The following is a 26,509-nucleotide window of genomic DNA, read 5'->3' on the forward strand; positions in this document are numbered from 1 at the left end:
CGCGGACCGGGCGCCGCCTCGCGGCGCGGGGCGGCGGGCAGGGCAGGGGGCGCCGGCGTAAACGCCCCGCACCCGACCTCCGGCGGTCCCGGCGCCCGGCGGCCACTCGCGGACGGCGCCCCGGGCCTGACCCGGGGCTTCGCGCGGCGGGCGGCATGGGCGCCGGCAGCTCGGGGTGCTCCACCCAGGCTCCTGCCGCCGGCGACAGGGGCGAGGCCCCGGGTCGAGTCCGGGGCGCCCCCGGTCCCGACCGTCGCGCCGCAGGGCGGGGCGCCGGGACGGGCTCTCCGCCCCTGCGCCCCGCCCTTCGCGGCCGCGATCCGCTCCATGGCCCCCCGCCTCCGCGTGGGGCCGCTCCTCTCCGCCTCGCGAGCCGGCCGGCGGGCCGGACCGCTCCGCCCCCGCGCCCGTCGTTCCCTCGTCGCCCCGGACCTTCTGGATGACCCCTCTCTTCCGCCTCGCCGCCGCGATCCGCCTGGGCCTCGCCTGGGTCGGGGCGCTGCTGTTCGCCGCCTCGGGCGCGATGCTGACCTGGGAGGTCGTGGCGCGCTATTTCTTCACCCGGCCCACGATCTGGGCGGCCGAGCTCAGCCAGCTCTGCCTGATCTGGGGCGTGCTGATCTCGATGGCCTGGGCGCTGGAGGCGCGCCGCCACATCGCCGTGGACGCGCTGGTCGCCAACATCCCCGCCCCGGCCCGCGTCTGGACCGAGGCCGTCGCCATGGTCTGCGTCGCCGCCTTCGCCGGCGTCACCACCTGGTACGGGTGGGAGATCTTCTGGGACAGCTTCGTGCGCGGGCGCACCACCGGCTCGATGCTGGACCTGCCGACCTGGGTCTCCGAGCTCTCGGTCCCGCTCGGCTTCGGCCTGCTGTTCCTGCAGGCGCTGGCCGAGACCGCGAAATCCTTCCGCACCGACTGGGCGACCCACCGCGAGGGCCTGCACGAATGACCGTGATCCTGATCCTGGCGGCGCTGTTCGCGCTGCTCCTGATCCGCGTGCCGGTGGCCTTCGCGCTGGGCGGGCTGGGGCTGGCGCTGCTGATGATCGGCGGGTTCTCGCCGCTGATGGCGCCGCAGGCGGCGCTGTCGACGCTCGACGGGTTCATCCTGCTGGCGGTGCCGCTGTTCCTCCTGATGTCCAACGTGCTGCTCAAGGGCGGCGTGGGCGCCGACCTGTTCGCCGCGGTCCACGCCTGGGTCGGCCACTGGCCCGGCGGGCTGGCCGTGGCCACGATCCTGTCGTGCGGGATCTTCGCGGCCATTTCCGGCTCCTCGGTCGCCACCGCCGCCACCATCGGCACCGTGGCGATACCCGAGATGATCTCGCGCGGCTACGACCGACGCTTCGTCTACGGCCTGATGGCCGCCGGCGGCACGCTGGGCATCCTGATCCCGCCCTCGATCCCGATGATCGTCTACGGCTTCATCACCGAGGAATCGGTCATCGCTCTGTTCCTCGCCGGCATCGGCCCCGGCATCCTGCTGGTCGCGCTGTTCATCGTCTACGCGATGATCCACGCCCGCTTCTTCGGCGGCCAGCGCCCCGAGCCCGCCGCCACCTGGGAGGAGCGTCGCCGCGCCACCCTGCGCGCCGCCCCCTCCCTCGCCCTCTCGGCCCTGATCATCGGCGGCATCTACTCCGGCGCCTTCACCCCGACGGAGGCCGCCGCCATCGGCTTCGCCGCGGCGCTGCTGATCACCGCGGTCATCCTGCGCTCGCTGAGCTGGCGGGGACTGCGCGAGGCGATCTTCGAATCCATGGCCACCACCACCGCGATCCTGCTGATCATCGCCGGCGCCAAGATCTTCGGGAAGGCGATCACCCTCTACCGCGTCCCCCAGGACATCTCGGCCTTCATCTCCGAGACGATCCACACCCCGCTCGCCTACATCGTGGTGGTCGCCGCGATCCTGCTGGTGATGGGCCTGGTGTTCGAGGCGCTGTCGATGGTGCTGATCATGACCCCGGTGCTGCTGCCTGCGGCGCTGGCGATGGGCTTCGATCCGATCTGGTTCGGCGTCTTCATGGTGATCATGGTCGAATGCGCGCTGATCACCCCGCCGGTGGGGCTGAACCTCTACGTCATCCAGGCGGTGGCGCGCACATCCCTGGCGGAAGTCTCCCGCGGGGTGATCCCGTTCCTGATCATCATGTTGCTCACCGTCGCGATCCTCTACATGGTCCCCGACCTCGCCACCTACATCCCGTTCAAGCTCTAGAGGCCGACATGACCCCTCCCGACCGTCTCCGCGCCCTGCTGGCCCAGGAGCGCCTGCTGGTGATGCCCTGCTGCTTCGATCCGCTCTCGGCCAAGCTGATCGAGCAGGCGGGCTTCCCGCTGACCTTCATGTCGGGCTTCGCCGCCTCCGCCGCCCGGATCGGGGAGCCGGACCTGGGCCTGATGAGCTACGCCGAGGTCGCCGACCAGGCCCGCGCCATCGCCGACGCGGTGACCCTCCCGCTGATCGGGGACGGCGACACCGGCTACGGCAACGCGATGAACGTGCGCCGCACGGTGCGCGGCTTCGCCCGCGCCGGCTGCGCGGCGGTGATGATCGAGGACCAGAAGGCCCCCAAGCGCTGCGGCCACACGCCGGGCAAGGAGGTGGTGGAGCGCGAGGAGGCCTTCGACCGGATCCGCGCCGCCGCCGACGCGCGCGCCTCGGACGACATCCTGATCCTCGCCCGCACCGACGCCCGCCACGAGCACGGGCTCGCGGAGGCCATCGACCGCGCCCACCGCTTCCACGAGCTCGGCGCCGACATCCTCTTCGTCGAGGCCCCGAAGTCGGTCGAGGAGATGCGCACGATCTGCACCGAGCTCCCGGGCCCGAAGATGGCCAACATCGTCGAGGGCGGCGAGACGCCCGGCCTTTCCCATGCCGAGCTGCAGGACATCGGCTTCTCGATCGCCGCCTATCCGCTGACGCTGCTCGCCGCCGCCATGCAGGCGATGACCCGCGCCCTCGACCAGCTCGCCTCCGACGCCCCGCGCGAGGGCCTGATGGACTTCGCCGAGCTCCGCCGCCGCATCGGCTTCGACGCCTACTACGACGCCTCCGAAACCTACCGCTCCTCCGCCCGCGCCCGCTGAGCTCGCCCCCCGATCCGGGCGCCCCGGCGCCCCGCGGGAGGCCCTCGCGGAGCGCCTGTTCTTCGGAGCCGTCCGTCGCTGATGCCGTTAAGAGCGACTCGCCCGCCGGGGTCAGGGATCGCGAAGCGACCCCGCGCTTGCGCGGGGCTTGTCCTTGACCCCGGCGGGCGAGTCGCTCAGGCATCTTCAGCGACGGACGGATCCGAAGGGCAGGCGCGGCCTTGTTCTTTGGTGAGCTCCCGAAGCGACCTTCCGGGCGCGCAAGCGCCCCCGCGCAGCGGCCAGCCGACGAGCCCCGCCTCGGAGGCCCCGCCCGTCACGAAGGCGCATCGGCGCCCGGCACTGGCGCGACGCCCCCCCTCGCCCTTATGTATTCCTTCAGTCAGGCGCCGCGGCGGCCCGTCTTGGTCCCCTAGCGCGCCCCTCGCCCCGTTTCCGCGCCCCTGTCCGGGAGGACGCCATGTCCGTCGCAGACCACGACCGCATTCCCGAGATCGCCCTCGACTGGATCGCCGCCGGCAAGCGCGCCGCGATCGCGACGGTGGTCCAGACCTGGGGCTCCGCCCCCCGCCCCGCCGGCTCCCAGCTGGTGATCTCCGCAGACGGCGAGATCATGGGCTCCGTCTCCGGCGGCTGCGTCGAAGGCGCGGTGATGGTCGAGGCGATGGACGCGCTCGAGGACGGGACCTGCCGGATGCTGGAGTTCGGCGTCTCCGACGACGAGGCGTTCGCCGTGGGCCTCGCCTGCGGCGGCACCATCCGGGTGATGGTCGAGCCGATCGGCGTGGGGCAGGGGCCCTCGGTCGAGGAGATCCAGGCCCTGGCCTCCGCCCGCGCCGCCCGCCGCGCCGTCGCCTGGGCGGTGAACCCGCAGACCTGGGAGCGGGCGCTGCCCGACGGGACCGGCGCCGGCCCGCTGGAGGCCGAGGCCGCGCAGCGGCTGCGCACCGACCGCTCCGGCATGTCCGAGGACGGCTGGTTCCTGGGCGTCCACAACCCGCCCCTGCGGCTGGTGGTGGTCGGCGCGGTTCACATCGCGCAGGCGCTGATGCCCATGGCGAAGGTCGCGGGCTACGACGCCACGCTGGTCGATCCGCGCGACGCCTTCGGCTCCCAGGCCCGGTTCCCGGGGGAGACCATCTCCCACGACTGGCCGGACGAGGCGCTGGAGGCGATCGGCCTCGACGCGCGCACCGCGGTCATCACCCTGACCCACGATCCCAAGCTGGACGATCCCGCCATCGCGCGGGCGATCCGCTCGCCGATCTTCTACCTGGGCTGCCTCGGCTCGAAGAAGACCCACGCCAAGCGCGTGGCGCGGCTGGAGGCCGAGGGCTTCTCGGCCGAGGAGATCGCGCGCATCGACAGCCCGCTGGGCGCCGACATCGGCTCCGCCACCCCGGCCGAGATCGCCATCTCCGCCCTCGCCCAGATGACCGAGCGGCTGCGCCGCCCCGACACCCGCCCCGGCGCCAGGGTCCCGGCCCCCGCCGCGCAGGACGCGGCCTGAGGATCGGCATGAGGGGGCAGGGCATCGGCGTCAGGCGCGGCGCGCCGCGCTCCGGGAGCGCGGCATGAAGTTCGGCCGCCTCCCGCTGGAGGAGGCCGAGGGCGCGATCCTGGCCCATTCGCTGACCGCCGCGGGCCGGCGCCTGAAGAAGGGCGCGGCGCTGGGGCGCGAGGATCTCGAGGCGCTGCGCGAGGCGGGCATCGGGCAGGTGACGGCCGCCCGCCTCGGCCCCGACGACCTCTCCGAGGATCAGGCGGCGGCGGCGCTGGCCGCCGCGCTAGCCCCCGATCCGCTGGCCGTGGGCGTCAGCCGCGGGGCGCCCTTCACGGGGCGCGCGAACCTGCATGCGCTCGCGACCGGGGTGCTGCGCATCGACCGCGCGCGCATCGACGCCGCCAACGCGGTGGACGAGGCGATCACCGTCTCGACGCTGGCCGACTGGTCCCGCATCTCGCCGCGGATGATGGTCGCCACCGTGAAGATCATCCCCTACGCCGCCCCGCGCGAAGCGGTGGAGCGGGCGGCCGCGATCCTCTCGGGCGCCTGCGGCGTGGGCACGGCGCCCGAGGGCGCCTCGCCTCCGCCGGGCCCCGCCGTGCGCTGCCATCCCGTGCGCCTGCGGCGCGCCAGCCTCGCGCTGACCCACGTGCCGGGCCTGAAGCCGCGCCTGCTCGACAAGGGCGCCGAGGCGCTGACCGCGCGCCTCGCGGCGCTGGGCATGAGCGTGGCGGACGAGGCCCGCACCCCCCACGACATCGACGCCCTGGCCGAGGCCCTGCGCGCGGCGACCGGCGAAATGATCCTGGTGCTGGGGGGCTCGGCCCCCTCCGACCGGCGCGACGTGGCCCCGGCGGCGGTCGAGGCCGCGGGCGGCCGGCTGATCCGCTTCGGCATGCCGGTCGATCCCGGCAACCTGATGTTCCTGGGCGAGCTCGACGGCCGCCCGGTGCTGGGCATGCCCGGCTCCAGCCGCTCGCCTGCGCTGTCGGGCACCGACTGGGTGCTCGAGCGCCTGGCCTGCGGGCTGGAGGTGACCACCGCCGACATCGCCGGCATGGGCGTGGGCGGCCTCCTGAAGGAGATCCCCTCCCGCCCCCAGCCCCGCGCGGGCGGCGCCGGGGCCGCAGAAAAACCCTACGTCACCGCGCTGCTGCTGGCCGCTGGCGCCTCCTCGCGCATGCAGGGACGCGACAAGCTGCTGGAGGAGGTGGGCGGCGAGCCGGTGCTGCGCCGCTCGGCGAAGGCGCTGGCGGCGAGCGGGGTCGACGACCTGGTCGTGGTCCTGCGCCCCGGCGACGCGGCCCGGCGCGCGGCGCTCGAGGGGCTGGACCTGACCCTCGTCGAGAACCCCGAGGCGGCCGAGGGCATGGCCGCCTCGATCCGTCGGGGCCTCGCCGCCATCGACCCCGAGACCGATGCGGTGCTGCTGGCGCTCGCCGACATGCCCGAGGTCTCCGCCGCCCACGCCGACGCCCTGATCGCGGCTTTCGACCCGGCCCGCGGCGCGGCCATCTGCCGGGCGGCAGACGCCCAGGGACGGCCCGGGCACCCCGTCCTCTTCGGACGGCGCTTCTTCGAGAGCCTCTCCCGCCTGACCGGGGACGAGGGGGCGCGGGACATCCTGCGCGCCAACGCCGACTTCGTGACGCTGGTGACGACGGAAGGCCGCGCGGCGCGGCTCGACCTCGACACGCCGGAGGCCTGGGCGGCCTGGCGGGCGGAACGCGGGAGTTGAGCGGAGCGGATTTTGGGGACGGAGGCGCCCTGCGGGCGGGCTTGGGCCTGTTGCTGGGGGCGCGCCTGCGTGGGGAGCGCGGGAGCCTCCGGCGGGCTCCTGACTCACCAAAGAACAGGGGCCGCGCCTGTCCTTCGGATCCATCTCTCGCTGTTGATGCCTGAGCGACTCGCCCGCCGGGGTCAAGGACAAGCCCCGCCAAGAGGCGGGGTCGCTTCGCGATCCCTGACCCCGGCGGGCGAGACGCTCTTTACGGCATCAGCGAGAGACGGCTCCGAAGAACAGGCGCTTCGTGCGGGCCTGCGGGCGTCGCGCCGGAGCGCCTGGGGCGGCGGGGGTCAGGCGGGCTTGAGGTCGAGGACGGGGGTGCCGTCGACGCAGTCGAGGCCGCGGACGACCAGCGTCGCGCCCTCGACGCGCAGGAGCGCGACCTCGGAGGCGGCGATGGGGTTGGGGCGCATGGGCGAGCGCAGGGCGAAGGTGCCGCGCACCGGGCCCTCGCGGCGACGGCGCTGGGTGGCGAGGTCGCGGCGCGCGCGGTGCATCCAGTAGAGGACCAGCAGGCGCTGCTTCTCCGCCACGCCCTCCAGCAGGGGCGCCCAGCGGGGATCGAGCTCGATCCGGCATTCGGGGCCCGTCTCGCGGTCGCCGCCCTTGGGGCAGTCGCGCGGCTCGGTCCAGGGGGTGCGGATGCGGCCGAGGAACCAGAGCTCGGCGTCGAAGCTCTCGGGCGTCTCGACGGTGGTCTCGCCGGGGCGGACGGCGCCGAAGGGCAGGGGGGCGTCGGTCATCGGGCGGGCTCCTGCGCGGGCGAGGGGGTGGGCTCTCCTCCCACGTCCTCGGGGGCGATGGCCACCGTCTTGACGATGGCGTGGACGGGCAGGCCGGGGGCGAGGGCCAGCGCCTCGGCCGAGCGGCGGGTGACGCGGGCCAGCACCACGCCCGCCCGCGTGCGGACCGAGACGATGGCGCCGGGGCCCTGGCCGGCATGGATCGCCTCGACCACGCCCGGCAGGACGTTGAGCGCGGAGATGCCCCGCGGCGCCTCCAGCGACAGCATCACCTCCTGCGCCGCCACCCGCACCCGCAGGGCCGCGCCCAGGGGCTGGGGGACGCGGGGCAGGAACAGGCGGTCGCCGGCGGCGTCGAGTTCGCTCAGCCCGTCGGCGTGGTGGGCGGCCACGCGCGCCTCGAGCACAGCGCCCACGCCGCGCACGCCGGTGGGGGCGACCGAGGGATCGCCCAGCACCTCGGCCGCCGGCCCCTGGCGGATCACCCGGCCGTCCTGCAGGGCGACGACGGTGGTGGCGAGGCGCGCAACCTCGGCCGCGGAGTGGGAGACGTAGAGGATCGGGGCCGTCGCCTCGTCGCGCAGCCGCTCGAAATAGGGGAGGATCTCGGCCTTGCGCGCCTCGTCGAGGGCGGCCAGCGGCTCGTCGGCGAGGATCAGGCCGGGGGAGGCGAGCAGCGCGCGGCCGATGGCGACCCGCTGCTTCTCCCCGCCAGAGAGGGCGCCGGGGCGGCGGTCGAGCAGGGGGCCGACGCCCAGCATCTCGACCACCCGCTCGAACTCCGCCCGCGGGGCCTTCACGGGCGCGAACCAGCGGCCGTAGAGCAGGTTGCGGCGCACGGTCAGGTGCGGGAACAGCCGCCCCTCCTGGAAGACGTAGCCCAGACGCCGGCGGCGGGGGGGCAGGTTCACCCCCGCGGCGGTGTCGAGCAGCGTGCGGCCGTCGACCGTCACCCGCCCCTCGTCCGGGGCGAAGAGGCCCGCGACCGCGTTCACGATCGTGCTCTTGCCCGAGCCCGAGCGGCCGAACAGCACCGTGATCCCCGGCGGCGCCTCGAACGCGGCGTCGAGCGAGAAGGCGCCGAAGCGGTGGCGCAGCGAGACCTCCAGCATCGCCTCAGCCCCCCGCCACGCGGCGCGCGATGCGCGTCGCCACCCATTCCGAGATCAGCAGCGCCCCCATCGCGACCGCGACCGAGACGCCCGCCAGCGCCAGCGCCTGGGTTTCGCCCCCCGGGGTCTGCAGGAAGGCGTAGATGGCGCTGGGCAGGGTGCGCGTCTCGCCGGGGATGTTGGAGACGAAGGTGATCGTGGCCCCGAACTCCCCCATCGCCTTGGCGAAGGCGAGCACCGCGCCCGCGAGGATGCCGGGCAGGATCAGCGGCAGGGTGACGGTGGCGAAGATCCAGGGGCGCGAGGCGCCGAGCGTGCCGGCCGCCTGCTCCAGCTTCGGGTCCACCGCCTCGATCGACAGGCGGATGGCGCGCACCATCAGGGGGAAGGCCATGACGGCGGCCGCCAGCGCCGCGCCGGTCCAGCGGAAGGCGAAGACGATCCCGACCTCGGCGAGCAGCGCGCCGACCGGGCCGCGCGTGCCGAAGGCCATCAGCAGCAGCCAGCCGGTGACGACGGGGGGCAGCACGAGGGGCAGGTGCACGAGGACGTTGAGAAGCTGGAGCCCCGGAAAGCGCCAGCGCGCCAGCGCATGGGCCGCGAGCAGCGCGACCGGCAGGCTGGCCGCCGTCGCCCAGGCCGAGACCTTGAGCGACAGCGCCAGCGCGTCGAGCGCCTCAGGGCCCAGCGCGGCGATCAGCCGTCCGCTCCCGGCGCGTGGGGGGCGGGGATCACCGCGAAGCCCTGGCGCTCGAAGGCCGCGCTGGCCTGCGGGCCCTGGAGGTAGGCGAGGAAGGCCTCGGCGGCCGGGGCGTCGGCGCCGGCCACCCGGGCGGCGGGGTAGACGATGGGCGGGTGCGAGCCCTCGGGGAAGGTTCCGACCACGCGCACCGCCGGCTCGGCGGCGGCGTCGGTGGCGTAGACCACGCCCAGCGGCGCCTCGCCGGCCGCCACCAGCGCCAGCGCCGCGCGCACGTTGTCGGTCTGCGCCACGCGGGGGGCGACGGAGGACCAGAGGCCCAGGCTCTCCAGCGCCGCCTTGCCGTAGATGCCGGCGGGCACCGCCTCGACCAGCGCCATGGCGAGCCGACCCTCGCCCAGCAGCGCCGCGAGGTCGAGATCGGGGCCGATCTCGACGGGGGCCGCGCCGTCGACGGGGGCGACCAGCACCAGCGTGTTGCGCAGGAGGTCGAGGCGCGAGCCGGGGGCGATCAGCCCGTCCGCCTCCAGCCGGTCCATCCAGGCGGCGTTGGCCGAGACGAACACCTCCGCCGGCGCCCCCTGCTGGATCTGGCGCGCCAGCGCCGAGGAGCCGGCGAGCGAGACGCGCGCCGCGTCGCCCGTCGCCGCCTCGAACCCCGCCGCGATTTCGTCCATCGCGTTCTTCAGGCTGGCGGCGGCGAAGACCGTGACCTCGCCCGCCCGCGCCGCGGCCGGCGGCAGCACGGCGGCCGCAAGCCCGGCGCCGAGCGCGAGCCCGGCCAGGGCCGCGCGGCGGAGAAGGGCGGGGCGGGAGCGGCGGAACATGGCGGTCTTCCGGTCAGGGGGGACGGCGTCGTTATGGTTCGCGGGGAATATCGGTCTCGGCCGTCCCCGGCGCAAGCGTCATGTCTCCTCGGGACCCTCCCGCATCATCGCCTGGAGGCGGCGGACATGGGGGGCGCCGGCGCTCTCCGCCCGGGTCTCCAGCGCGCGATACTCCGCCAGCACGGCCTGGCCGGCCTCGGTCACCACCGCGCCCCCGCCGCGTGCGCCGCCGCGGGAGCTGCGCACCAGCGGCTCGCGGAACATGGCGTTGAGGGTCTCGACCAGCTGCCAGGCGCGCTTGTAGCTCATCCCCATCTCGCGGCCCGCGGCGGCGATCGAGCCGGTGTTCGCGATCCGCTCCAGCAGCTCGGCCTTGCCGGGGCCGATCATCTCCTCGGGGCCGAAGACGATGCGGATGCGGTAGCGCGGGGGGGCGGCGGGATCGGACATGGGGCGGAGGATGGACCGGCGCCGGGGGCGCGGCAAGCCGGGCGCGGGCGCGCGGCGGGCGTCCTTGCCGACGGCCGGGCCTTGCCCCGGCGCGCGCAAGCGGCGATGCATGGGCGCGAAACATCTCCGCGCCCCGACGCGGCGCACCCCGCGGGACGGCCCCGCGCACCAGAAAACCCGGAGGAGCCCCCATGTCCGACCTTCCCGAAACCATGCGCGTGGTCGAGATCTCGGAGCCCGGCGGGCCCGAGGTGCTGGTCCCCGGAACCCGCCCCGTGCCGAAGCCCGGCGCGGGCGAGATCCTGATCAAGGTCGCCGCCGCCGGCGTGAACCGCCCCGACGCGCTGCAGCGCGCGGGCAACTACCCGGTGCCGCCGGGCGCCTCGGACCTGCCGGGGCTCGAGGCCGCGGGCACGGTCGCGGCGGTGGGCGAGGGCGTCGGGCGCTGGAAGCTCGGCGACAAGGTCTGCGCCCTGCTGCCGGGCGGCGGCTACGCCGAATACGTCGTCACCCCCGCCGACCACGCCCTGCCGGTCCCCGAGGGCCTGTCGATGGAGGCCGCGGCCTGCCTGCCCGAGACGGTCTTCACCGTCTGGATCAACGTCTTCCAGCGCGTCGGCCTGAAGGGCGGAGAGACCTTCCTGGTGCATGGCGGCAGCTCGGGCATCGGCTCGACCGCCATCCAGCTGGCCAACGCCCGCGGCGCGCGCGTGTTCACCACCGTGGGCAACGCCGAGAAGGCCGAGTTCTGCCTCGGGCTCGGCGCGGAGGCGGCGATCAACTACCGCGAGCAGGACTACGTGAAGGAGGTCAAGGCGCTGACCGACGGCCGCGGCGTGAACGTGATCCTGGACATGGTGGGCGGCGACTACATCAACCGCGATCTCCAGGCGCTGGCCGACGACGGGCGGCTGAGCTTCATCGCCTTCCTGGGCGGCCCCAAGGCCGAGGTGAACTTCGCCCAGGTGATGATCCGCCGCCTGACGATCACCGGCTCGACCCTGCGTCCGCGCACGGTGGCCTTCAAGGCCGAGATGGCCCGCGAGATCGAGGCCGAGGTCTGGCCGCTGGTCGCCTCCGGCCGGCTCGCCCCGGTGATCCACGCCCGCTTCCCGCTGGAGGAGGCCTCCAAGGCCCACGCGCTGATGGAGAGCTCGGCCCACATGGGCAAGATCGTCCTGACCTTCTGATCGGGTCGAAGGATCGCGGTCGGCGCCTGTCGCAGGGCGCCGACCCTTGCGGCCGCCGGTGCGCCCTGCCGCTCCTGGCGCTGCGCGCCTCAGGCCTCGGGCAGGTCCAGCGCCGCGATCGCCTCGTGCAGCAGGTCGGAGGTTTCGCCGAGCTCCATGGCCGCGGCCTCCCGTTGCGCCCAGATCAGCACCCGGACCAGCGCCAGGCGGCGCCGGGCGCGTTCCTCGTCGGTTTCGCCGGAAACTGCGGCGGGCGAGCTAGGCTTGCGACTCAATGCGTGAACCCGTCACTGGTTGGGAGCGGTCCAGGCGACGACGCCCGGGTCCGGTCCCTCGCTTCGTCATGTCCCGCATCCGAAAATCCGAATGCGCTTCCTGGAACAAGGGCCGCCTCCATGGCGGCAGCACGTCTGTTCATCGGATTTTCCACATCGTTGGTTGAATCGCAAGCCATCGTGAACATCCGTTGCGTGCAGGGGATGTAGGGCGGCGGTTCCGCGCGTCGAGGCGGCGTCCGATGCGCCCGAACCCGCCCCCTGCGGGCGAGCTCCGGCCAGCTGGCGGCGCCCCTGCGCGAGGGGGGCCTTTCCTCGGCGTCCCAAACCGATTATATCACGGCCGCCTCCCTATCAGAACAGGGTCGGCCGCCGGGAAACCGGATGCGGCCGGGTTCTTCGGAACCGAGGATGACGTCTTGCCGGGAGAGGACCCGAGACCGATGAGCGATTCGCTGCCGCTGATGCCGAAAGCCACCGCCGTCTGGCTGGTGGACAACACGACCCTGACCTTCACCCAGATCGCGTCCTTCTGCGGCCTGCACGAGCTCGAGGTCAACGGCATCGCCGACGGCGAGGTCGCCCAGGGCATGAAGGGCTTCGATCCGGTCGCCAACAACCAGCTCGAGCAGTCGGAGATCGACCGCTGCGAGAAGGACCCGACCCTGCGCCTGCGCCTGAAGCGCACCCAGGCGATGGAGGGCGAGGCCCGCCGCAAGGGCCCCCGTTACACCCCGCTGTCGAAGCGCCAGGAGCGTCCGGCCGCCATCGCCTGGCTGGTCCGCTACCACCCGGAGCTCTCGGACGGCCAGATCTCGAAGCTGGTGGGCACCACCAAGCCGACGATCCTGTCGATCCGCAACCGCACCCACTGGAACGCGCAGAACATCCAGCCGGTCGACCCGGTGGCGGTGGGCCTGTGCTCGCAGTCGGAGCTGGACGAGGCCGTGCGCAAGGCCGCCGAGCGCAAGCGTCGCGAGCGCGAGGAGGTGATGTCCCACGAGGAGCGGATGTCCCTGCTCTCGACGGACGAGAGCCTCGCCGCCCGGCCCGAGCCGCGGATGCCCTCGAACATCTCGGGGCTCGAGAACTTCTCGCTGATCGAGTCGAACGACGACGACGATCCCCGCGTCGACCCGCGCGAGACGCTGGACCCCGACGCGCTGTTCAACCTGCCCGGCGGCTCGGACGACGACGACGAGGACGAGCAGCCCCGCTGAGCGCCCGCCGCCGCGGCGGCGCGCCTGCGGATCTGAAAGCGCCCGGCCCGACGGCCGGGCGTTTCGCGTATCCGGGCGCAGGTTCCGTGGCCGCGATTTCAGCGACCGCCCCGTCAGTGCCCGCAGGTCTGGCGCATCGCCGCGACGCCCCAGGCGCTGCCGTCGAGCGAGAAGTTCGCCGCCACGCCGCTGGGGCCGATCAGGCGCATCCGCCGGCCGGCGGCCATCGCGTCCATCAGCCGTCGCGCCTCGACCTGGGGGGAGGCCCAGAGGTTCTCCTGCTCCCCGATCGCCGCGAAGGGCAGCACGAAGCGGCGGCTGCCCAGGGTCAGCAGCACCTCGATCTGCAGCCCGAAGGCCTCGGCCGCGTCGCGGGGCAGGGCGTCGCCGGGATAGCCGCGCAGGGCGAAGGCATAGCCGCGCACGTCCCGCAGGCAGACGGCGTGAAAGCGGGTGCGCCCGTCTTCGGCCAGGCCGCTCAGCTCGCTCGCATCGATCAGGCGAACCGGCTCCCAGTCGCCGGCGGCGGCCCTGGGGGCGCAGGCGAGAAGACAGGCCGTCGCCGCAACGAGGGCGGCGAGGCGGCGGGCGGTTCGGCGGGGCTGGGGCTCGAGCATGGGACCGTCGCGCAAGGCGCCTCCGTCGTCGCCGGATCTGCCGCGCGCATGCCGCGCCGCCCCGGCCGGATGCCTCAACTTTTCAGCGATCAGCGTTAAAATGCGCTTAATCGGTGAGTGGCGCCGGACGAGTTCTCCGGCGCGCCTGCGCCTCTGCCCCGACGGCTCCCAGCGCTCGTCGCCGCGGGTCTCGGCCGGCGTCCCGCCGCCCTGCGGCCGGGCCGGGCGCCCCTCGCCCCGAGCGCCGAGGCCGGGCCGTGCCGCGGGCGCAGGGCCGGCCCCGGGCGCGGGGCCCGACGCGGCGCCTGCGCGCCGGGGCAGGGGGGCGCAAAAGGAAAGGGCCGCGCCCGGAGGCGCGGCCCTTCGAATTCGTCCCCGCGGGGCGGCGTCAGTGCAGCTTGGCGCCCACGGTGGCGATGCCCTCGTCGGTCAGACGGGCGCGCGCCTCGGGCGACATCGAGTCCTTCAGGACCTCGGAGGTCGCCTCGATCGCGACCCGGATCGCCTCGTTGCGCACCGCGCGCACCGCGCCGTCCTCGGCGGCCTGGATCTGCTCCTCGGCCGACTTCAGGCGGCGGGCGATCGAGACCTCGAGGTCCTTCTTCGCCTGCACCGCGGCCTCCTCGGCCTCGGTCCGGGCGTGGGCGACGATGTCGGCGACCTGGCCCTCGACCTCCTTCTGCTTGCGCTCGTAGGACGCCAGCAGGGACTGGGCCTCCTCGCGCAGGCGGCGGGCCTCGTCGAGCTCTTCCTTGATGCGCAGGGCGCGCTTGTCGAGCGCCGCGGCGATCATCTTGGGCACCTTGAAGTACCAAAGGACGCCCAGGAAGATGACGAAGGCGACGAAGACGACGAAGTTGGAGTTATGCCACATGGGTTCAGCCTTCCACGCGCTTGGACACGGCGGCGCTCAGCGCGGCGGGGTCGGCGGCGCCGGGGGCGACGGCCTCGGCCAGCGCGGCGGCGACGTCCTGGGCGACTTCCTTGACCGCGGCGGAGGCCTCGGCGCGCACCTCGGCGATGCGGGTCTCGGACTCGGCGGTCTTGGCGGCGATCTCGGCGTCGGCCTTGGCGACCGCGGCGTCGATCTCCTTCTGGATCTCGGCCTTGGTGGCGTCGGCGATGGCCTGCGCTTCGGCGCGGGCGTCGGCCAGCGCCTTCTGCCAGGCGGCTTCGGCCTCCTCGGCGCGGCGCTTGAAGTCGGCGGCGCGGTCGAGGTCGTCCTCGATGGCGTCGTGACGCTCCTCGATGATGCCGCCGATGCGCGGCAGGACCACGCGGGTGAACATCAGGTAGAGGACGACCAGCGCCACCACCAGCCAGAAGATCTGGGACGGGAAGGAGGCGAGGTCGAGCTGGGGAAGGCCGGCGGAGCCATGCTCGCCGCCGTGCTCGACGCCCTCCTCGATGCCGACGGCCTCGGTCGCGGCCTGCGCGGCGGAGATGAACAGACCCATCGGTCTCTCCCGGGCTCGGGCCCCGCGGGCGGCGCGCAAAAGGCGCGGCCGAACGGCGGGGCGGAAACTGGCGCCGCGCGGCCGGCGTTCAACCGGCCGCGCGGGATCTTCGAGAGGGCGCGCTCAAGCCCGAGGGCGGCGCGCCCCGGTCCCGATCACACCGCGAACAGCAGCAGCAGCGCGACGAGGAACGAGAAGATGCCGAGGGCCTCGGCGAAGGCCATGCCGACGAAGAGCATCGCCTGCTGCTCGCCCGCGGCGGCCGGGTTGCGCAGGGCGCCGGCCAGGTAGTTGCCGGCCACGTGGCCCACGCCGATGCCGGCGCCGCCCAGACCGATCGTGGCGAGGCCCGCGCCGATGTACTGGCCCATGTTCGCGATATCGCCTTCCATAGTCCTGGCTCCTTCGTAGTCCTGGAAGTCGTTGAGGGTGACCGGGGGACGACCTCGCCGCCCCGGCCGGTCGAAACTCAGTGCATGTGCAGCGCGTCGTTGAGGTACACGCAGGTGAGGATCGTGAAGATGTAGGCCTGCACGAACGCCACCAGCAGTTCCAGCGCGAACATGCCGGTCATCGCCCCGATGGGGATGATGCCCGCGATCCCGAGGGCCGGAACGAAGGCGGCGAACACCTTCAGAACCGCATGGCCCGCCATCATGTTGCCCGCAAGTCGGACGGAATGGCTGAGGGGTCGCACGAAGTAGGAGATCAACTCGATCAGGAACAGCACGCAGCGCAGCGCCACCGTGGGCGCGCTCTTCACCCAGAACAGGGTGATGAAGTGGGCGCCGTGCTTCACGAAGCCGATCACCGTGACCGAAATGAACACGGTCAGGGCGAGCACGCCGGTGACCGCGATATGCGAGGTCGTGGTGAACGAGGTCGGGATCAGGCCCGCCACGTTCGAGATCATGATGAACACGAAGACGGTGAAGATGTAGGGGAAGTACTTCGCCCCCTCTTCGCCGAGCACGTCGGCCACCATCTTGCGCACGAACATGTAGAGGCTCTCGGCCACCGACTGCATGCGGCCGGGCACCAGCGTCGCGTTGCGCGTGGGCAGCGCGAACAGGGCGAAGGCGATCAGAACGCCGATCGCCAGCCACAGCGTCTGGTTGGTGACCGTGAACAGGCCAAGTCCCTCATCGCCGAACAACGGCTTGATGACGAACTGGTCCATGGGATGGGCTTCGATGCCGCCCGAGCTCGCGCCTTCAGCTCCGCCTGCCACGTTCAGCGTCCCTCGTCCTGCGGCGCGCGCGCGCCTGTCGCTTCGTCTTCACCCGTGCCGCCCTGCGCGGCCCGGGCCTGGTTCCTGCGCTGCAGCTCCTTGGCGGACTGCAGCATGACTTTGACCCCCGAGGCGAACCCCGCCAGGACGAAAACGATCATGAACAGGGGGCCCGTGCCGAACAGCTCGTCGAGCCCCCATCCGATCGCCAGTCCCACCGCGATTCCCGCGGTCAGGTCGATGACCATGCGCCACGCGAACTCGGCTCCCTGCCATCGTGCGACGTCGCGGCGAGGCCGCGCCTCGGCCTTGCGCCGGTCGCGGATCGCCCTGAGCTTCGCATCGATGTCCGAGAGGCTGGCCCCCTTCGGGTCGTGATCCGTCACGTCCGTCCCCGTATTGGCTTCGCGGCGGCGTCCGCCGTGCATCGCCGAACTCCGGGTCCGGTGGATCCGGTCACACCTTCAGCGGCCCCTCCTGCCGGTCCGTCGCGGCCCCCTGGCCAGTCGGGCGGACACTAGAAAGGGGGGGGTGGAGTGTCAAGCTGGGTGCAGACCGCCCCGAAGCGGTGCAGGTGTTTGCAATTCCTGAAGAAATTTCGTGATGCGACCGCACGGCGCAGCGTCCTGGAGCCCCCTGCGCGGCCCCGCGCGCGCCGCCCGCGGGATTCGCGCCCCAGACAGGGGCCCCGGCGGGCATTCCCGGGGCGCTTGGGGCGAGGGGGCCGGACGCTCCGGCGAGGCGCCCGGATGGGCGCCTTCGCGCAGCGTCGGCCAGGCTCCGGCGCCCCGCGACGGCCGCCGGTCCCCGGGCGAGCGCAGGGCCCCAGCGACGGGATCAGGCCGTCGAGGCGGGCTCCGATCTCCGCGCGGCGCGGCGGCCGCAGAGGCGGGCGCGCGCCTCGCCCGGCGCGGCGGCGGGGGCGAGCTCGGCCGGGGCGGCGGAGGGCGCCTCGGCGCAGGGGCGGGCGGGCGCGATCTCGAAGGAGGCGGGGGGCACCTGGCCGGCTCCCCCCAGGGCGGCGCGCAGGGCGCCGCGGCGGCTGACGAAGGCGTGGAACACGAGCGTTCCTCCGGCGCGGATGCGGACGGCCGGGCGGCGACCTTCGCCCCCCATCGAACCTGTCACGCACGAACCCCCCTCGTTCCGTCGCACCCTGACCCGCGAACCCGGCGATTCCACGGCCGGGCCGCGGCGCGCCCGCGGTCCTTCGGCGCCGGAGCGCCTCGCGCCGGGGAAGGGCGCGCCCGTCCCGCGCTCGGGCCGCCCTCGGCCCCCCGTCGGCGCGGCGACGCGGCCGTTGCCCGCCGGGCGGCAGGCGCTTAGATCGCGGACATGGGCGAACGGCTGAACATCAAGGGCGACGACAGGCTGGCGGCGTCCGCGGGCGCGGCCGCGGTCGCCGTCGCGCTGATGCTCGCCGTCGCCAAGCTGTGGGCCCTGCGCGAGACCGGCTCGCTGGGCGTCGCGGCGAGCCTCGCGGATTCGGCCATCGACGCGGTCGCCTCCCTCGCGGGGCTGGCGGCGGTGCTCTACGCCTCCAAGCCGCCGGACGAGGAGCACGCCTTCGGTCATGGCTCGGCCGAGGATCTCGCCTCCCTCGGCCAGGCCGGGCTGGTGGCGCTGTCCGGTCTGCTGATCGGCTGGCAGGCGATCCGGCGCCTGCTGCTCGACGCGCCCCCGCCGCTTGCGCGCGAAGAGCTGGGCATGGGCGTCATGGCCTTCTCGATCGTGATGACGCTGGGGCTGGTCTGGTGGCAGCTGCGGGTCGCGCGCAAGACCGGCAGTCCGGTGGTGGTGGCGGATTCGCTGCACTACCTCTCGGACCTTCTGCCCAACATCGGGGCGATGGCGGCGCTGGCGGCCTCGGCCTGGTTCGGGATCTCGGATCTCGACTCGCTGGTCGGGCTCGCGGCGGCGGGGCTGCTGCTGGCCGGCGCCTTCCGGGTGGCGCGGCGGGGCTGGCGGGCGCTGATGGACCACGGCGCCGACGCGAAGACCCTGCGCCGCCTGCAGGAGATCGCGGACGGGCACCCGGGCCTGTCGGGCTACCACGACCTCAAGACCCGCACCTCCGGCCGGCGCCTGTTCGTGCAGATCCATGTCGAGCTGCCGGGCGACCTCCCCCTGCGCGAGGCCCACGACATCGGCGCGGCCCTGCGCCACCGGATGCTCGACGCCTTCCCCGACGCCGAGGTGATCGTCCACAAGGATCCGGTCTGAGGCGCGCCGGCGCCGCTCCCGACGCTCCGGGGGGCGACAGGCGCCCGCAGGCGCGACCCGCCACGCGATCCTTGACCCCGGCGGGCGAGTCGCCCTTAGAGGCATCGACGAGACGCGCCGGCGGAGCGCAGGCGCGGACCGGCATGGGCGGGAGAGGGGCGGAGAGATGGGGCGTTTCGCCATCGCGGCAGGACATGCGGCCACGGCCGAGGCGGGGGCCGAGGCGCTGCGCGCGGGCGGCACCGCGGTCGACGCCGTCGTCGCCGCAGCCCTCGCCGCCTGCGCGGCCGAGCCGCTGCTCGCGGGCCTCTTCGGCGGCGGCTTCCTGGCGGTGCGCGAGCCCTCGGGCCGCTCCCGCGTGCTGGACTTCTTCGTGCAGACCCCCCGCCGCCGCGTGCCCGAGCGCGAGCTGGACCTGCGCGAGATCGAGGCGGACTTCGGCGACGCCCGCCAGACCTTCCACATCGGCGCCGCCGCCATCGCGACGCCCGGCGTCGTCCCCGGCCTCGCCGAGGCGCACGCCCGCTTCGGCCGCGTGCCCCTGCGCGAGCTGGCGGGCCCCGCGGTTCAGGCGGCCGGGCGGGGCCTGCCGTTCTCGGCCTTCCAGGCCCACGTCCTGCAGGTGATCGCCCCGATCTGCCGCGCCACCCCCGCCGCGGCCGCCCTGTTCTGCCCCGACGGCGAGACGCTGGCCGTGGCGGGCGAGACGCTGGCCAACCCCGCGCTGGCCGACGCGCTCGACGCCTTCGCCCATGAGGGCGCGCGCCTGTTCCAGGACGGCGAGATCGGGCAGGCGCTGGCCTCGGTCGCCGCCGACGGCGGGCACCTCACGGTCGAGGACCTGGCCGCCTACCGCCCCCTCTGGCGCGCGCCGCTGGAGGCCGCCCGCGGGCCCGCGCGCCTGTCGCTGAACCCCGAGCCCTCGCTCGGCGGCGCCCTGATCGCGCTGGCCCTGCGGCTAGCGCCCCGCTCGGCCTCGGCCGCCGAGTGGGCGCAGGCGCTGGCCCTCGTCGCCCGCGCGCGGGCCGAGACGCTGGAGCAGGGCGGCGACGCCGCGGTCTTCGCCCTGCTGGGACCGGAGGGGGAGGCGCGGCTGCGCGCGCTCGCCGCCCGGCCGCCCTCGACCCGCGGGACGACGCATGTCTCGGCCATCGACGCCTCGGGCATGGCCGCGGCGCTGACCCTCTCGAACGGGGAGGGCTGCGGGCGGGTGGTTCCGGGCACGGGGACCATGGCCAACAACATGCTGGGCGAGGCGGACCTGCTGCCGCTGGGGCTCGACCGCTGGGCGACCGACGTGCGGCTCGCCTCGATGATGGCGCCCACGCTGATGGCCTGGCCGGACGGCAGCGTCGCGGCGCTGGGCTCGGGCGGCTCGAACCGCATCCGCTCGGCGATGGCGCAGGCGATCGCGCGGCTGGCGGACGGGGGCGAGGCGCTGGACCGGGCCGTCGAGGCGCCGCGCCTGCATGTGGAGCATGCCGCGCCGCCCGAGGATCCCCGCGCCCCCGCCGGCCCCTCGATCGACTTCGAGGACCGCTTCCCCGAGCGCGAGCGCGCCGAGCTGCTGCGCGCCTTCCCCGCCGCGCGCCCCTGGCCGCAGGACAGCCTGTTCTTCGGCGGCGTCCACGCCGTGCGCCGCGCGCCGGGCGGGGCGGTGGAGGCCGCGGCCGATCCCCGCCGCGACGGCGCCGCGCTGACCGGCTGAAGCGCGGTCCTTCGCGCGCCTTCACTCATCCTTAACCCTGTCGCGAGAGCTTCGGGCGTCCGCCCCTGCTCTCTGCGCACAGGTCCCGATCCGGCATGGCCCCGCGCTCCGGTCCCTCGGCGCGGCGCGTCGCCCTGCGCGGGGCGGCCGCGCTCGCCCCCTCGATCCGCCCCCGTCGTCCGCCGACGGAGCGTCTGGGCGCGCTGCTGGTGCGCGACGGCGGCGCGAGCGAGCTGTCGGTCGCCGTCGCCCTGCGCCGCCAGCGCCGCTTCGGCGCGCCGCTGGGGGAGATCCTGGTGGCCCACGGCCTGACCTCGCCCGAGGCGCTGGCCCGCGCCGTCGCCGCCCAGCAGGACGTGCCGCTGGTCGACCTCGCGCGGGATCCGCCGGACCCGGAGCTGATGGCGGAGGCGTCGGTCGAGGCGATGGTGGCCTGGCGCGCCGTGCCCTGGCGGCGGGATCCCTCGGACCCGCGCCGGATCTTCCTGGCCGCCCCCGACCCCGCCCGCCTGCTGCGCGACCCCGAGGCCGCGCGCCGCGCCTTCGACCTGCCGCGCGACGCGCAGGTCGCGGTCGCGGCCTGCTCCGCGCCCGGGTTCGACGCGGCGCTGTTGTCGCTGCCGGCTGCGCGTCGCGCGGATCGCGCCGCGCGGCGCACGCCCGCGCCGCTCTCGGCGCGCGGCCTGTCGGGGGGCGGCGCGCGGCTGGGCGTGCTGCTGGCGCTGCTGGCGGCGCCGGCGGCCGTCGTCGCGGCGCCGGGCCTGGCGCTGGCCGCGCTGTTCCTCGCGGCCCTGACCCTGAATGCGGCCAACATGAGCGTGCGCATCGCCGCCCTGCTGATGCGGCCCGAGCGTCGCGCGCGGCGCCAGACGCCTCCCGCCGGGGGAACGGCGCTGCTGCCCTGCGTCACCCTTCTGATCCCCCTCTACAAGGAGCCGAAGGCCGCCCCCGGCCTGATCGACGCTCTGCGCCGGCTCGACTATCCGGCCGAGCGGCTGGACGTGATCCTCGCGGTGGAGGCGGACGATCCCGAGACCTGCGAGGCCATCGCCGCGGCCGACCCGCCCCCCTGGCTGCGGGTGATCCCGGCCCCGCCCGGCGCGCCCCGCACCAAGCCCCGCGCGCTGAACCACGCGCTAGACTTCGCGCGCGGGACCATCGTGGGCGTCTACGACGCCGAGGACCGGCCCGAGCCGCAGCAGCTGCGCAAGGCGGTCGAGGCCTTCGCCCGCGCGCCGCCCCGCGTCGCCTGCCTGCAGGCGCGGCTGCGCATCACCAATGGGCGCCGGGGCTGGCTCGCGCGCTGCTTCGCCATGGAATACGCGACCTGGTTCCACCTGGTGCTGCCGGCGCTGGCGCGGCTGGGGGCACCGATTCCGCTGGCGGGCACCTCGCTGTTCCTGCGCCGCCGGGTGCTGGAGCGGCTGGGCGCCTGGGACGCCTGGAACGTGACCGAGGACGCGGACCTGGGCGTGCGCCTGGCGCGGGCGGGCTACGAAACGCGGATGTTCGATTCCGACACGGGCGAGGAGGCCGTCACCCGCCTGCAGGCCTGGCTGCGCCAGCGCTCGCGTTGGCAGAAGGGCTATTTCCAGACCTGGCTGACCCATATGCGCGACCCGATCCGGCTGTGGGGCGACCTGGGCTGGCGCGGCTTCCTGGGGATGCAGATCCATTTCGTGGGCGCCGGCGCCGCCTTCCTGTCGCAGCCGCTGTTCTGGACGGCGCTGCTGGCGTGGCCGCTCGTCTCCTCCGGCGCGCCGCTGCTGAACGCGCCCGGCTGGCTGCTGCTCACTCTGCTGGGGTTCATGCACGCGGGGCAGGGGATCCTGGTCGCCTCGGTGATGGCGGGGCTCAGGCGCGCGGGCTGGCGGGCGAGCGTGTGGAAGGCGCTGCCGCTGCTGGGCTACTGGCCGCTGGCGACGCTGGCGGCCTTCAAGGCGCTGGTCGAATCGGTGGCCGCGCCCGCCTTCTGGGACAAGACTGGCCACGGCGCCGGCCCCGCGGTGGACGAGGCGCCGCCGAGCCGTGCCGAGGGGGGGCGCGGGGCCGCTCGCCCGGCCCGCTCGGTCGCCGCGCGGGAGCTCGCGCTTCGGCTCGCGAAGCTGCGCGCGCGGCAGGGCGGCGCGCTGGGTCCGGCGGCGGAGAGGGCGGTGGCGGGCGAGGCCGGGCTCACCAGTCCCAGCCGCCGCCCTCCATCCAGCGGCGCCGACGCTCCTCGCCGATCAGGCAGTTGATGCGGGGCGCGCGCGTCGCGGGGCCGAGGCCGAGCTGCGCCGGGATCGCCGCCGCCCCGGCCGGCGCCCGGATCGAGGGCGGCGGGCGGGGGACGATCCGCGGCGCCGCGATCTCGAGGATCAGCTTGCGCCGGATGGTCTCGGCGAACCGCGCCGAATCCCACAGCGGCAGCACGAAGCTGAGCGGCCCGCCGATCACGCAGTCCTCGTAATAGACGTCGAGCTCGCGCAGGCTGAAGGGGCCGTCGTTGGCCTTCAGCATCAGCGGCAGGCCGTTGATCACCACGCCCTGCGCGACCGCCTCGTCCCGCGCCTGGGTCACCGGGCGGCCGGCGTTGTTGGGCCCGTCGCCCGAGATGTCGATGACCCGCCGGAACCCCTCGTAGCCGTTGCCCTCGAAGGCGGCGACGCCGTAGTCGATCGCGCCCGAGATCGAGGTGCCCACGGCGGCGGTGATCGGGCCGACCGCGAGATCGTCGGCGAAGGCGTTCGCGGCCTCGGGCCCGTCGAGCAGGACCCAGCCGCTGACGATGCCCCGCCGGCCGGGCCCGGCCCATTCGAAATATTTCAGCGCCACCCGCCCCACCAGCCCGCCCTGGATGGCGCGGATCACCTCCGGGTCGCGCAGGGCGGCGACGTAGCCGTCGCGCTGGAGCTGCAGCTCCTCGATGTCCATCGAGCGGGAGATGTCGACGGCCAGGATCAGCTCCACGTCCACCTCGACCGCGCCCCCCGCCTGCGCCGACGCGCCGGAGGGGCCCGCCGCGAGGGCGGGCAGGAGCAGGGAGAGCAGCAGGGAGCGGATCCGGTTGCGCATGTCCGACGATAGGCGCCCGCATCGCGCAGGGGCAACGCCGCAGGTCGCCCGCGCGCCCCGCCTCACGCAGACGCGAACGGCGGCCGGCGGGCCGGAGGGCGCCTCAGGGCCGGTGCAGGACGTAGACCTGCATGCCGCCCGCCCGCAGGTCGAGCGCTGCGTAGCGCAGGCCGACCTTCTCGAGCGTGCGGATCAGGGCGGCGTCGTCGGGGGCGGCCAGCGCTTCGATCCGGGCGGGGCCGTCCTCGGGATCGGGCGGGCGCGAGACGGGGCGGCGGGTGACCGGGCTGCGCGAGACGGCGGGGCGCGCGAAGGCGGCGATCAGAACCGCGGCGGCGGCCTCTGCGCCCAGGCCCTCGCCGCGATGGGCGGGCGCGACAAGCACGGTCAGCCGCGGCGCTTCGGGAGCGGGGCCGGGGACGATGCCGGCAACGCCCACGAGCCCCTCGCGCCCGCGCCGCTCGATCGCCAGGGCGGCGGGCTCGCCCATGGCAAGGGCCTCGCGCTGCTCCTGCGCCCAGGCCTCGCCGTAGCCGGTGGGGCGGGGTCCGCCGGCCCGGGCCATGGCGAGCGGGTCCGAGAAGATCGCATCCAGCGCCGGCGCGTCGGCCGCCCGCGGCGCGCGCAGGCGCAGGCGCGGGGTGTCGAGCGGCAGGTGGAAGGAGAGGGGCATCGGCGAAACGGCGGTCCGGGAAGGAGGAAGGGCGGCGGCGCGCCGGCACGCGTGATCGAGAGCGCCGTGCGTCGGGAGATAGGCGCGGGAGCCCCGGCTGGCGACCTTTCGCCGGCGCGCGGAGCGGAAAAGGTCCGAAGGCGGCGCGGTCGGGAAGGGCCGCGGGTCAGGCCCGGCGCGTGCCGGCGACCGGCCGTCTGGCTCGACCTCGCAGCGGATCGCGCGGGGCGGCGGGGCGCCGCCAGACGCAGGGTCCCGGCCCTCGCGGCGCCGGGGATGAGGCCGCGCGCGCCCGGCGGGCGCGCGGCGGCGGGGCCGGAAGGCGCGCGGTCTGCGCGCCCTCCGCGGGGGATCAGATGCCGCCGAGGCTCAGGTACTTCACCTCGAGGAAGTCCTCGATCCCGTATTTCGAGCCCTCGCGCCCCAGGCCCGACTGCTTGACGCCGCCGAAGGGGGCGACCGCGGTCGAGGGCAGGCCGTCGTTCACGCCGACGATGCCGTATTCCAGCGCCTCGGCCACGCGGAAGCAGCGGCCGATGTCGCGGGAATAGAAGTAGGAGGCGAGGCCGAACTCGGTGTCGTTGGCCATGGCCACGACCTCGTCCTCGGTCTCGAAGGCGAAGAGGGGGGCGACGGGGCCGAAGGTCTCTTCCTTCGCGACCATCATCTCCTGAGTCACGCCGGTGAGGACGGTGGGGGTGTAGAAGCTGCCGCCCAGCGCGTGGGGGAAGCCGCCGAACTCGATCTCGGCGCCCTTCGAGACGGCGTCCTGCACGTGCTCCTCGACCTTGGCCATACCGGCGGCGTCGATCATCGGGCCGACGGCCACGCCCTCGTCGAATCCGTCGCCGACCTTCAGGTCATGGACCTTGGCGGCCAGCTTCTCGGCGAACTTCTCGTAGACGCCCTTCTGCACGTAGATGCGGTTGGCGCAGATGCAGGTCTGGCCGGCGTTGCGGAACTTGGAGCCCATGGCCCCCTCGACCGCGGCGTCGAGGTCGGCGTCGTCGAAGACGATGAAGGGCGCGTTGCCGCCGAGCTCGAGGCTCAGCTTCTTGATGTCGCCGGCGCACTGCTCCATCAGGATGCGGCCCACCTCGGTCGAGCCGGTGAAGGTCAGCTTGCGCACCTTGGGGTTGGTGCAGAGCTCCTTGCCGATGGGCGAGGCGGAGGACGACGTGATCACGTTGAAGACGCCCGCGGGGAAGCCCGCCCGCTCGGCCAGCACGGCGATGGCGGTGCAGCTGAGCGGCGTCTGCTTGGCCGGGCGCGCGACGACGGTGCAGCCCGAGGCCAGCGCCGGGCCGATCTTGCGGGTGATCATCGCGTTGGGGAAGTTCCACGGCGTGATCGAGGCGACGACGCCCACGGGCTGCTTGAGCACCACGATCCGCTTGCCGGGCGCGGCGGCGGGGATGGTGTCGCCGTAGATGCGCTTGCCCTCTTCGGCGAACCACTTGAGGAAGCTCGCGCCGTACATGATCTCGCCCTTGGCCTCGGTCACGGGCTTGCCCTGCTCGGCGGTCAGGATCGCGGCGAGGTCGTCGGCGTTCTCGACCATCAGGTCATGCAGCTTCTCGACCAGCGCGCAGCGCTCGGAGGCGAGCATCTTGGCCCATTTCTTCTGGGCGTCGTAGGCGGCGTCGATCGCCTCGGTGGTCATGGCGACCGAGCAGTCGGCGACCTCCTGGATCGCCTTGCCGGTGGACGGGTTGGTCACCGGAAAGGTGGCCTCGCCGTCCCCATCGCGCCAGCGGCCGTTGATATAGGCGCGGCCGGTCAGCAGGGACGGGTCCTTGAGCTTGACGGGGAAAGTCACGGCGACGTTCATCTGGGCATCCTCCCATGGGTTCGGGCGACCCTAGCCAAGGGACCGGGCGGCGGCAACGGCGGCCCCGCGCCGCGCGACGACGTCAGGGCCACCCGCGCCGAGCAACGGCGTCAGGCCCCGTTGTGTGGTCCGGCAAAGGTTGATCCCTCGTGAAGATGGCGCCTCGCGAGGGCGGCGCCAGCCCCCCGGCGGCGCCTGGCCGCGGAAAAACCGCCGTCGGCGGTGCCGCTCAGCCCTCCGGCGCGGCCTCGAGGCACCAGCCGGGCAGGGCGTCGCGGTTGCGCCAGGTGCGCAGGACGAAGGTGGTCTTGTAGGCCTGCACGAAGGGCAGGGCGCCCAGAACCTCGAGGGCGAAGTCGTGATAGGCCTCGATCGAGCGGGCCTGGATCATCAGCAGGAAGTCGAAATCTCCCGTCACCACGTGGCACTGCTGGACCTGGTCGTGCTTCAGGATCGCCTGCACGAAGGCGTCCGAGTTGCGGGTGGTCGGCGAGGTCAGGGTGACCGTGACCATCGCCGTCACCGGCCGGCGGAACCGCCTGCGGTCGAGGATCGCCACCGCCCCCGCGATCAGCCCCTCCCCCCACAGGCGCGCCGTGCGCTTGGCGCAGGCCGACATGCTGAGCCCCACCTCCTCGGCGAGCTCGGCGTTGGTGCGCCGCGCGTCCGCCTGCAGGGCCAGCAGCAGGCGGCGGTCGATTCCGTCGAGCATGGGTCTCTCCCGTTTCCTCGCGATCGGTCGAGTTTCTCGCGCAGATCGGGGCGTCGCGAGAGAATTTCTCGCGGGATCGCGAATTTCGACGCCAC

27 protein-coding genes are annotated in these 26,509 nt (G+C 74.4%); 10 read left to right on the forward strand and 17 right to left on the reverse strand.

What is annotated here, in order from left to right:
- Window positions 1–439: 439 nt before the first annotated feature.
- The 5 genes from P2H44_RS17655 (at window position 440) to P2H44_RS25505 (ending at window position 6,343) form a co-directional block, all read left to right on the forward strand.
- Window positions 440–952 carry a TRAP transporter small permease gene (locus tag P2H44_RS17655; protein WP_275765438.1) on the forward strand — a complete coding sequence of 171 codons (513 nt, stop codon included), beginning with the start codon at window positions 440–442 and terminating at the stop codon, window positions 950–952.
- Window positions 949–2,223 (forward strand): TRAP transporter large permease, encoded by a 1,275-nt coding sequence (locus tag P2H44_RS17660; RefSeq protein WP_275765440.1) that lies wholly within the window; start codon window positions 949–951, stop codon window positions 2,221–2,223. Before P2H44_RS17655 ends, P2H44_RS17660 begins: the two co-directional genes overlap by 4 nt.
- 8 nt (window positions 2,224–2,231) lie before the next feature.
- A complete protein-coding gene (locus P2H44_RS17665; protein ID WP_275765441.1) occupies window positions 2,232–3,098 on the forward strand; it encodes an isocitrate lyase/PEP mutase family protein in 867 nt (288 codons plus the stop codon).
- Window positions 3,099–3,558: 460 nt separating this feature from the next.
- Complete coding sequence (locus P2H44_RS17670; RefSeq protein WP_275765442.1) at window positions 3,559–4,608, forward strand: XdhC family protein; 1,050 nt, start codon at window positions 3,559–3,561, stop codon at window positions 4,606–4,608.
- 64 nt (window positions 4,609–4,672) lie between these two features.
- Complete coding sequence (locus tag P2H44_RS25505; RefSeq protein ID WP_345799007.1) at window positions 4,673–6,343, forward strand: molybdopterin-binding/glycosyltransferase family 2 protein; 1,671 nt, start codon at window positions 4,673–4,675, stop codon at window positions 6,341–6,343.
- A 338-nt stretch (window positions 6,344–6,681) separates the two neighbouring features.
- Here P2H44_RS25505 and P2H44_RS17685 read toward each other — a convergent pair whose 3' ends face one another.
- The 5 genes from P2H44_RS17685 to P2H44_RS17705 all read right to left on the reverse strand — a co-directional run bounded on the left by P2H44_RS17685 (window position 6,682) and on the right by P2H44_RS17705 (window position 10,223).
- The gene (locus tag P2H44_RS17685) at window positions 6,682–7,134 is read right to left on the reverse strand and encodes an SAM-dependent methyltransferase (protein WP_275765443.1); all 453 of its coding nucleotides are present in this window, start codon (window positions 7,132–7,134) and stop codon (window positions 6,682–6,684) included.
- Entirely contained in the window at window positions 7,131–8,246 is a 1,116-nt protein-coding gene (gene modC, locus P2H44_RS17690; RefSeq protein ID WP_275765444.1) for a molybdenum ABC transporter ATP-binding protein, read from the reverse strand. Before modC ends, P2H44_RS17685 begins: the two co-directional genes overlap by 4 nt.
- 4 nt (window positions 8,247–8,250) lie before the next feature.
- Entirely contained in the window at window positions 8,251–8,943 is a 693-nt protein-coding gene (gene modB / locus P2H44_RS17695) for a molybdate ABC transporter permease subunit (protein ID WP_275765688.1), read from the reverse strand.
- Window positions 8,943–9,773 (reverse strand): molybdate ABC transporter substrate-binding protein, encoded by an 831-nt coding sequence (gene modA, locus P2H44_RS17700; protein WP_275765445.1) that lies wholly within the window; start codon window positions 9,771–9,773, stop codon window positions 8,943–8,945. The genes modB and modA overlap by 1 nt, the downstream gene beginning before the upstream one ends.
- A gap of 78 nt (window positions 9,774–9,851) precedes the next feature.
- Window positions 9,852–10,223, reverse strand: a complete 372-nt coding sequence (locus P2H44_RS17705; protein WP_275765446.1) for a winged helix-turn-helix domain-containing protein — start codon at window positions 10,221–10,223, stop codon at window positions 9,852–9,854.
- A gap of 191 nt (window positions 10,224–10,414) precedes the next feature.
- On the opposite strand from P2H44_RS17705, the gene P2H44_RS17710 reads away from it, so the two are divergent.
- The gene (locus P2H44_RS17710) at window positions 10,415–11,413 is read left to right on the forward strand and encodes an NAD(P)H-quinone oxidoreductase (RefSeq protein ID WP_275765447.1); all 999 of its coding nucleotides are present in this window, start codon (window positions 10,415–10,417) and stop codon (window positions 11,411–11,413) included.
- 89 nt (window positions 11,414–11,502) lie between these two features.
- On the opposite strand, the gene P2H44_RS17715 is transcribed toward P2H44_RS17710, so the two are convergent.
- Window positions 11,503–11,688: a hypothetical protein gene (locus P2H44_RS17715; RefSeq protein WP_275765449.1), complete on the reverse strand. Its 186-nt coding sequence runs from the start codon at window positions 11,686–11,688 to the stop codon at window positions 11,503–11,505.
- Between the two features lie 443 nt (window positions 11,689–12,131).
- Here P2H44_RS17715 and P2H44_RS17720 point away from each other — a divergent pair, with 443 nt between their 5' ends.
- Window positions 12,132–12,908, forward strand: a complete 777-nt coding sequence (locus P2H44_RS17720; protein ID WP_275765451.1) for a DUF1013 domain-containing protein — start codon at window positions 12,132–12,134, stop codon at window positions 12,906–12,908.
- Between the two features lie 113 nt (window positions 12,909–13,021).
- On the opposite strand, the gene P2H44_RS17725 is transcribed toward P2H44_RS17720, so the two are convergent.
- From P2H44_RS17725 to P2H44_RS17755, 7 genes are all read right to left on the reverse strand, one after another.
- On the reverse strand, window positions 13,022–13,540 hold the full coding sequence (locus P2H44_RS17725) for a hypothetical protein (protein WP_275765453.1): 519 nt from the start codon (window positions 13,538–13,540) through the stop codon (window positions 13,022–13,024).
- Between the two features lie 373 nt (window positions 13,541–13,913).
- Window positions 13,914–14,399 carry a F0F1 ATP synthase subunit B family protein gene (locus tag P2H44_RS17730; protein ID WP_275765455.1) on the reverse strand — a complete coding sequence of 162 codons (486 nt, stop codon included), beginning with the start codon at window positions 14,397–14,399 and terminating at the stop codon, window positions 13,914–13,916.
- A 4-nt stretch (window positions 14,400–14,403) separates the two neighbouring features.
- Window positions 14,404–14,982, reverse strand: a complete 579-nt coding sequence (locus tag P2H44_RS17735) for a F0F1 ATP synthase subunit B' (protein ID WP_275765457.1) — start codon at window positions 14,980–14,982, stop codon at window positions 14,404–14,406.
- Window positions 14,983–15,137: 155 nt separating this feature from the next.
- On the reverse strand, window positions 15,138–15,374 hold the full coding sequence (locus tag P2H44_RS17740; RefSeq protein WP_275765459.1) for a F0F1 ATP synthase subunit C: 237 nt from the start codon (window positions 15,372–15,374) through the stop codon (window positions 15,138–15,140).
- A 77-nt stretch (window positions 15,375–15,451) separates the two neighbouring features.
- Window positions 15,452–16,162, reverse strand: a complete 711-nt coding sequence (locus P2H44_RS17745) for a F0F1 ATP synthase subunit A (protein WP_275765460.1) — start codon at window positions 16,160–16,162, stop codon at window positions 15,452–15,454.
- Window positions 16,163–16,215: 53 nt separating this feature from the next.
- Complete coding sequence (locus tag P2H44_RS17750) at window positions 16,216–16,641, reverse strand: AtpZ/AtpI family protein (RefSeq protein ID WP_275765461.1); 426 nt, start codon at window positions 16,639–16,641, stop codon at window positions 16,216–16,218.
- Between the two features lie 409 nt (window positions 16,642–17,050).
- The gene (locus P2H44_RS17755) at window positions 17,051–17,275 is read right to left on the reverse strand and encodes a hypothetical protein (protein ID WP_275765463.1); all 225 of its coding nucleotides are present in this window, start codon (window positions 17,273–17,275) and stop codon (window positions 17,051–17,053) included.
- A gap of 273 nt (window positions 17,276–17,548) precedes the next feature.
- Between P2H44_RS17755 and P2H44_RS17760 the strand changes: the two genes are divergently transcribed.
- The 3 genes from P2H44_RS17760 to P2H44_RS17770 all read left to right on the forward strand — a co-directional run bounded on the left by P2H44_RS17760 (window position 17,549) and on the right by P2H44_RS17770 (window position 22,381).
- On the forward strand, window positions 17,549–18,436 hold the full coding sequence (locus tag P2H44_RS17760; RefSeq protein WP_275765465.1) for a cation diffusion facilitator family transporter: 888 nt from the start codon (window positions 17,549–17,551) through the stop codon (window positions 18,434–18,436).
- Window positions 18,437–18,602: 166 nt separating this feature from the next.
- Window positions 18,603–20,144, forward strand: coding sequence for a gamma-glutamyltransferase (locus P2H44_RS17765; protein ID WP_275765467.1), 1,542 nt, complete (start codon window positions 18,603–18,605; stop codon window positions 20,142–20,144).
- Window positions 20,145–20,239: 95 nt separating this feature from the next.
- Window positions 20,240–22,381: a glycosyltransferase family 2 protein gene (locus tag P2H44_RS17770; RefSeq protein ID WP_275765469.1), complete on the forward strand. Its 2,142-nt coding sequence runs from the start codon at window positions 20,240–20,242 to the stop codon at window positions 22,379–22,381.
- Here P2H44_RS17770 and P2H44_RS17775 read toward each other — a convergent pair.
- The 4 genes from P2H44_RS17775 to P2H44_RS17790 all read right to left on the reverse strand — a co-directional run bounded on the left by P2H44_RS17775 (window position 22,317) and on the right by P2H44_RS17790 (window position 26,414).
- On the reverse strand, window positions 22,317–23,198 hold the full coding sequence (locus P2H44_RS17775) for a DUF1194 domain-containing protein (protein ID WP_275765471.1): 882 nt from the start codon (window positions 23,196–23,198) through the stop codon (window positions 22,317–22,319). The two genes, P2H44_RS17770 and P2H44_RS17775, sit on opposite strands and share 65 nt — an antisense overlap.
- Before the next feature lie 103 nt (window positions 23,199–23,301).
- A complete protein-coding gene (locus tag P2H44_RS17780) occupies window positions 23,302–23,871 on the reverse strand; it encodes a GNAT family N-acetyltransferase (RefSeq protein ID WP_275765473.1) in 570 nt (189 codons plus the stop codon).
- A gap of 352 nt (window positions 23,872–24,223) precedes the next feature.
- Complete coding sequence (locus P2H44_RS17785; protein WP_275765474.1) at window positions 24,224–25,702, reverse strand: NAD-dependent succinate-semialdehyde dehydrogenase; 1,479 nt, start codon at window positions 25,700–25,702, stop codon at window positions 24,224–24,226.
- Window positions 25,703–25,931: 229 nt separating this feature from the next.
- Entirely contained in the window at window positions 25,932–26,414 is a 483-nt protein-coding gene (locus tag P2H44_RS17790) for an Lrp/AsnC family transcriptional regulator (protein WP_275765475.1), read from the reverse strand.
- Window positions 26,415–26,509 lie beyond the last annotated feature (95 nt).

Source organism: Albimonas marina (genome assembly GCF_029223255.1).
Classification (GTDB): Bacteria; Pseudomonadota; Alphaproteobacteria; order Rhodobacterales; family Rhodobacteraceae; genus Albimonas.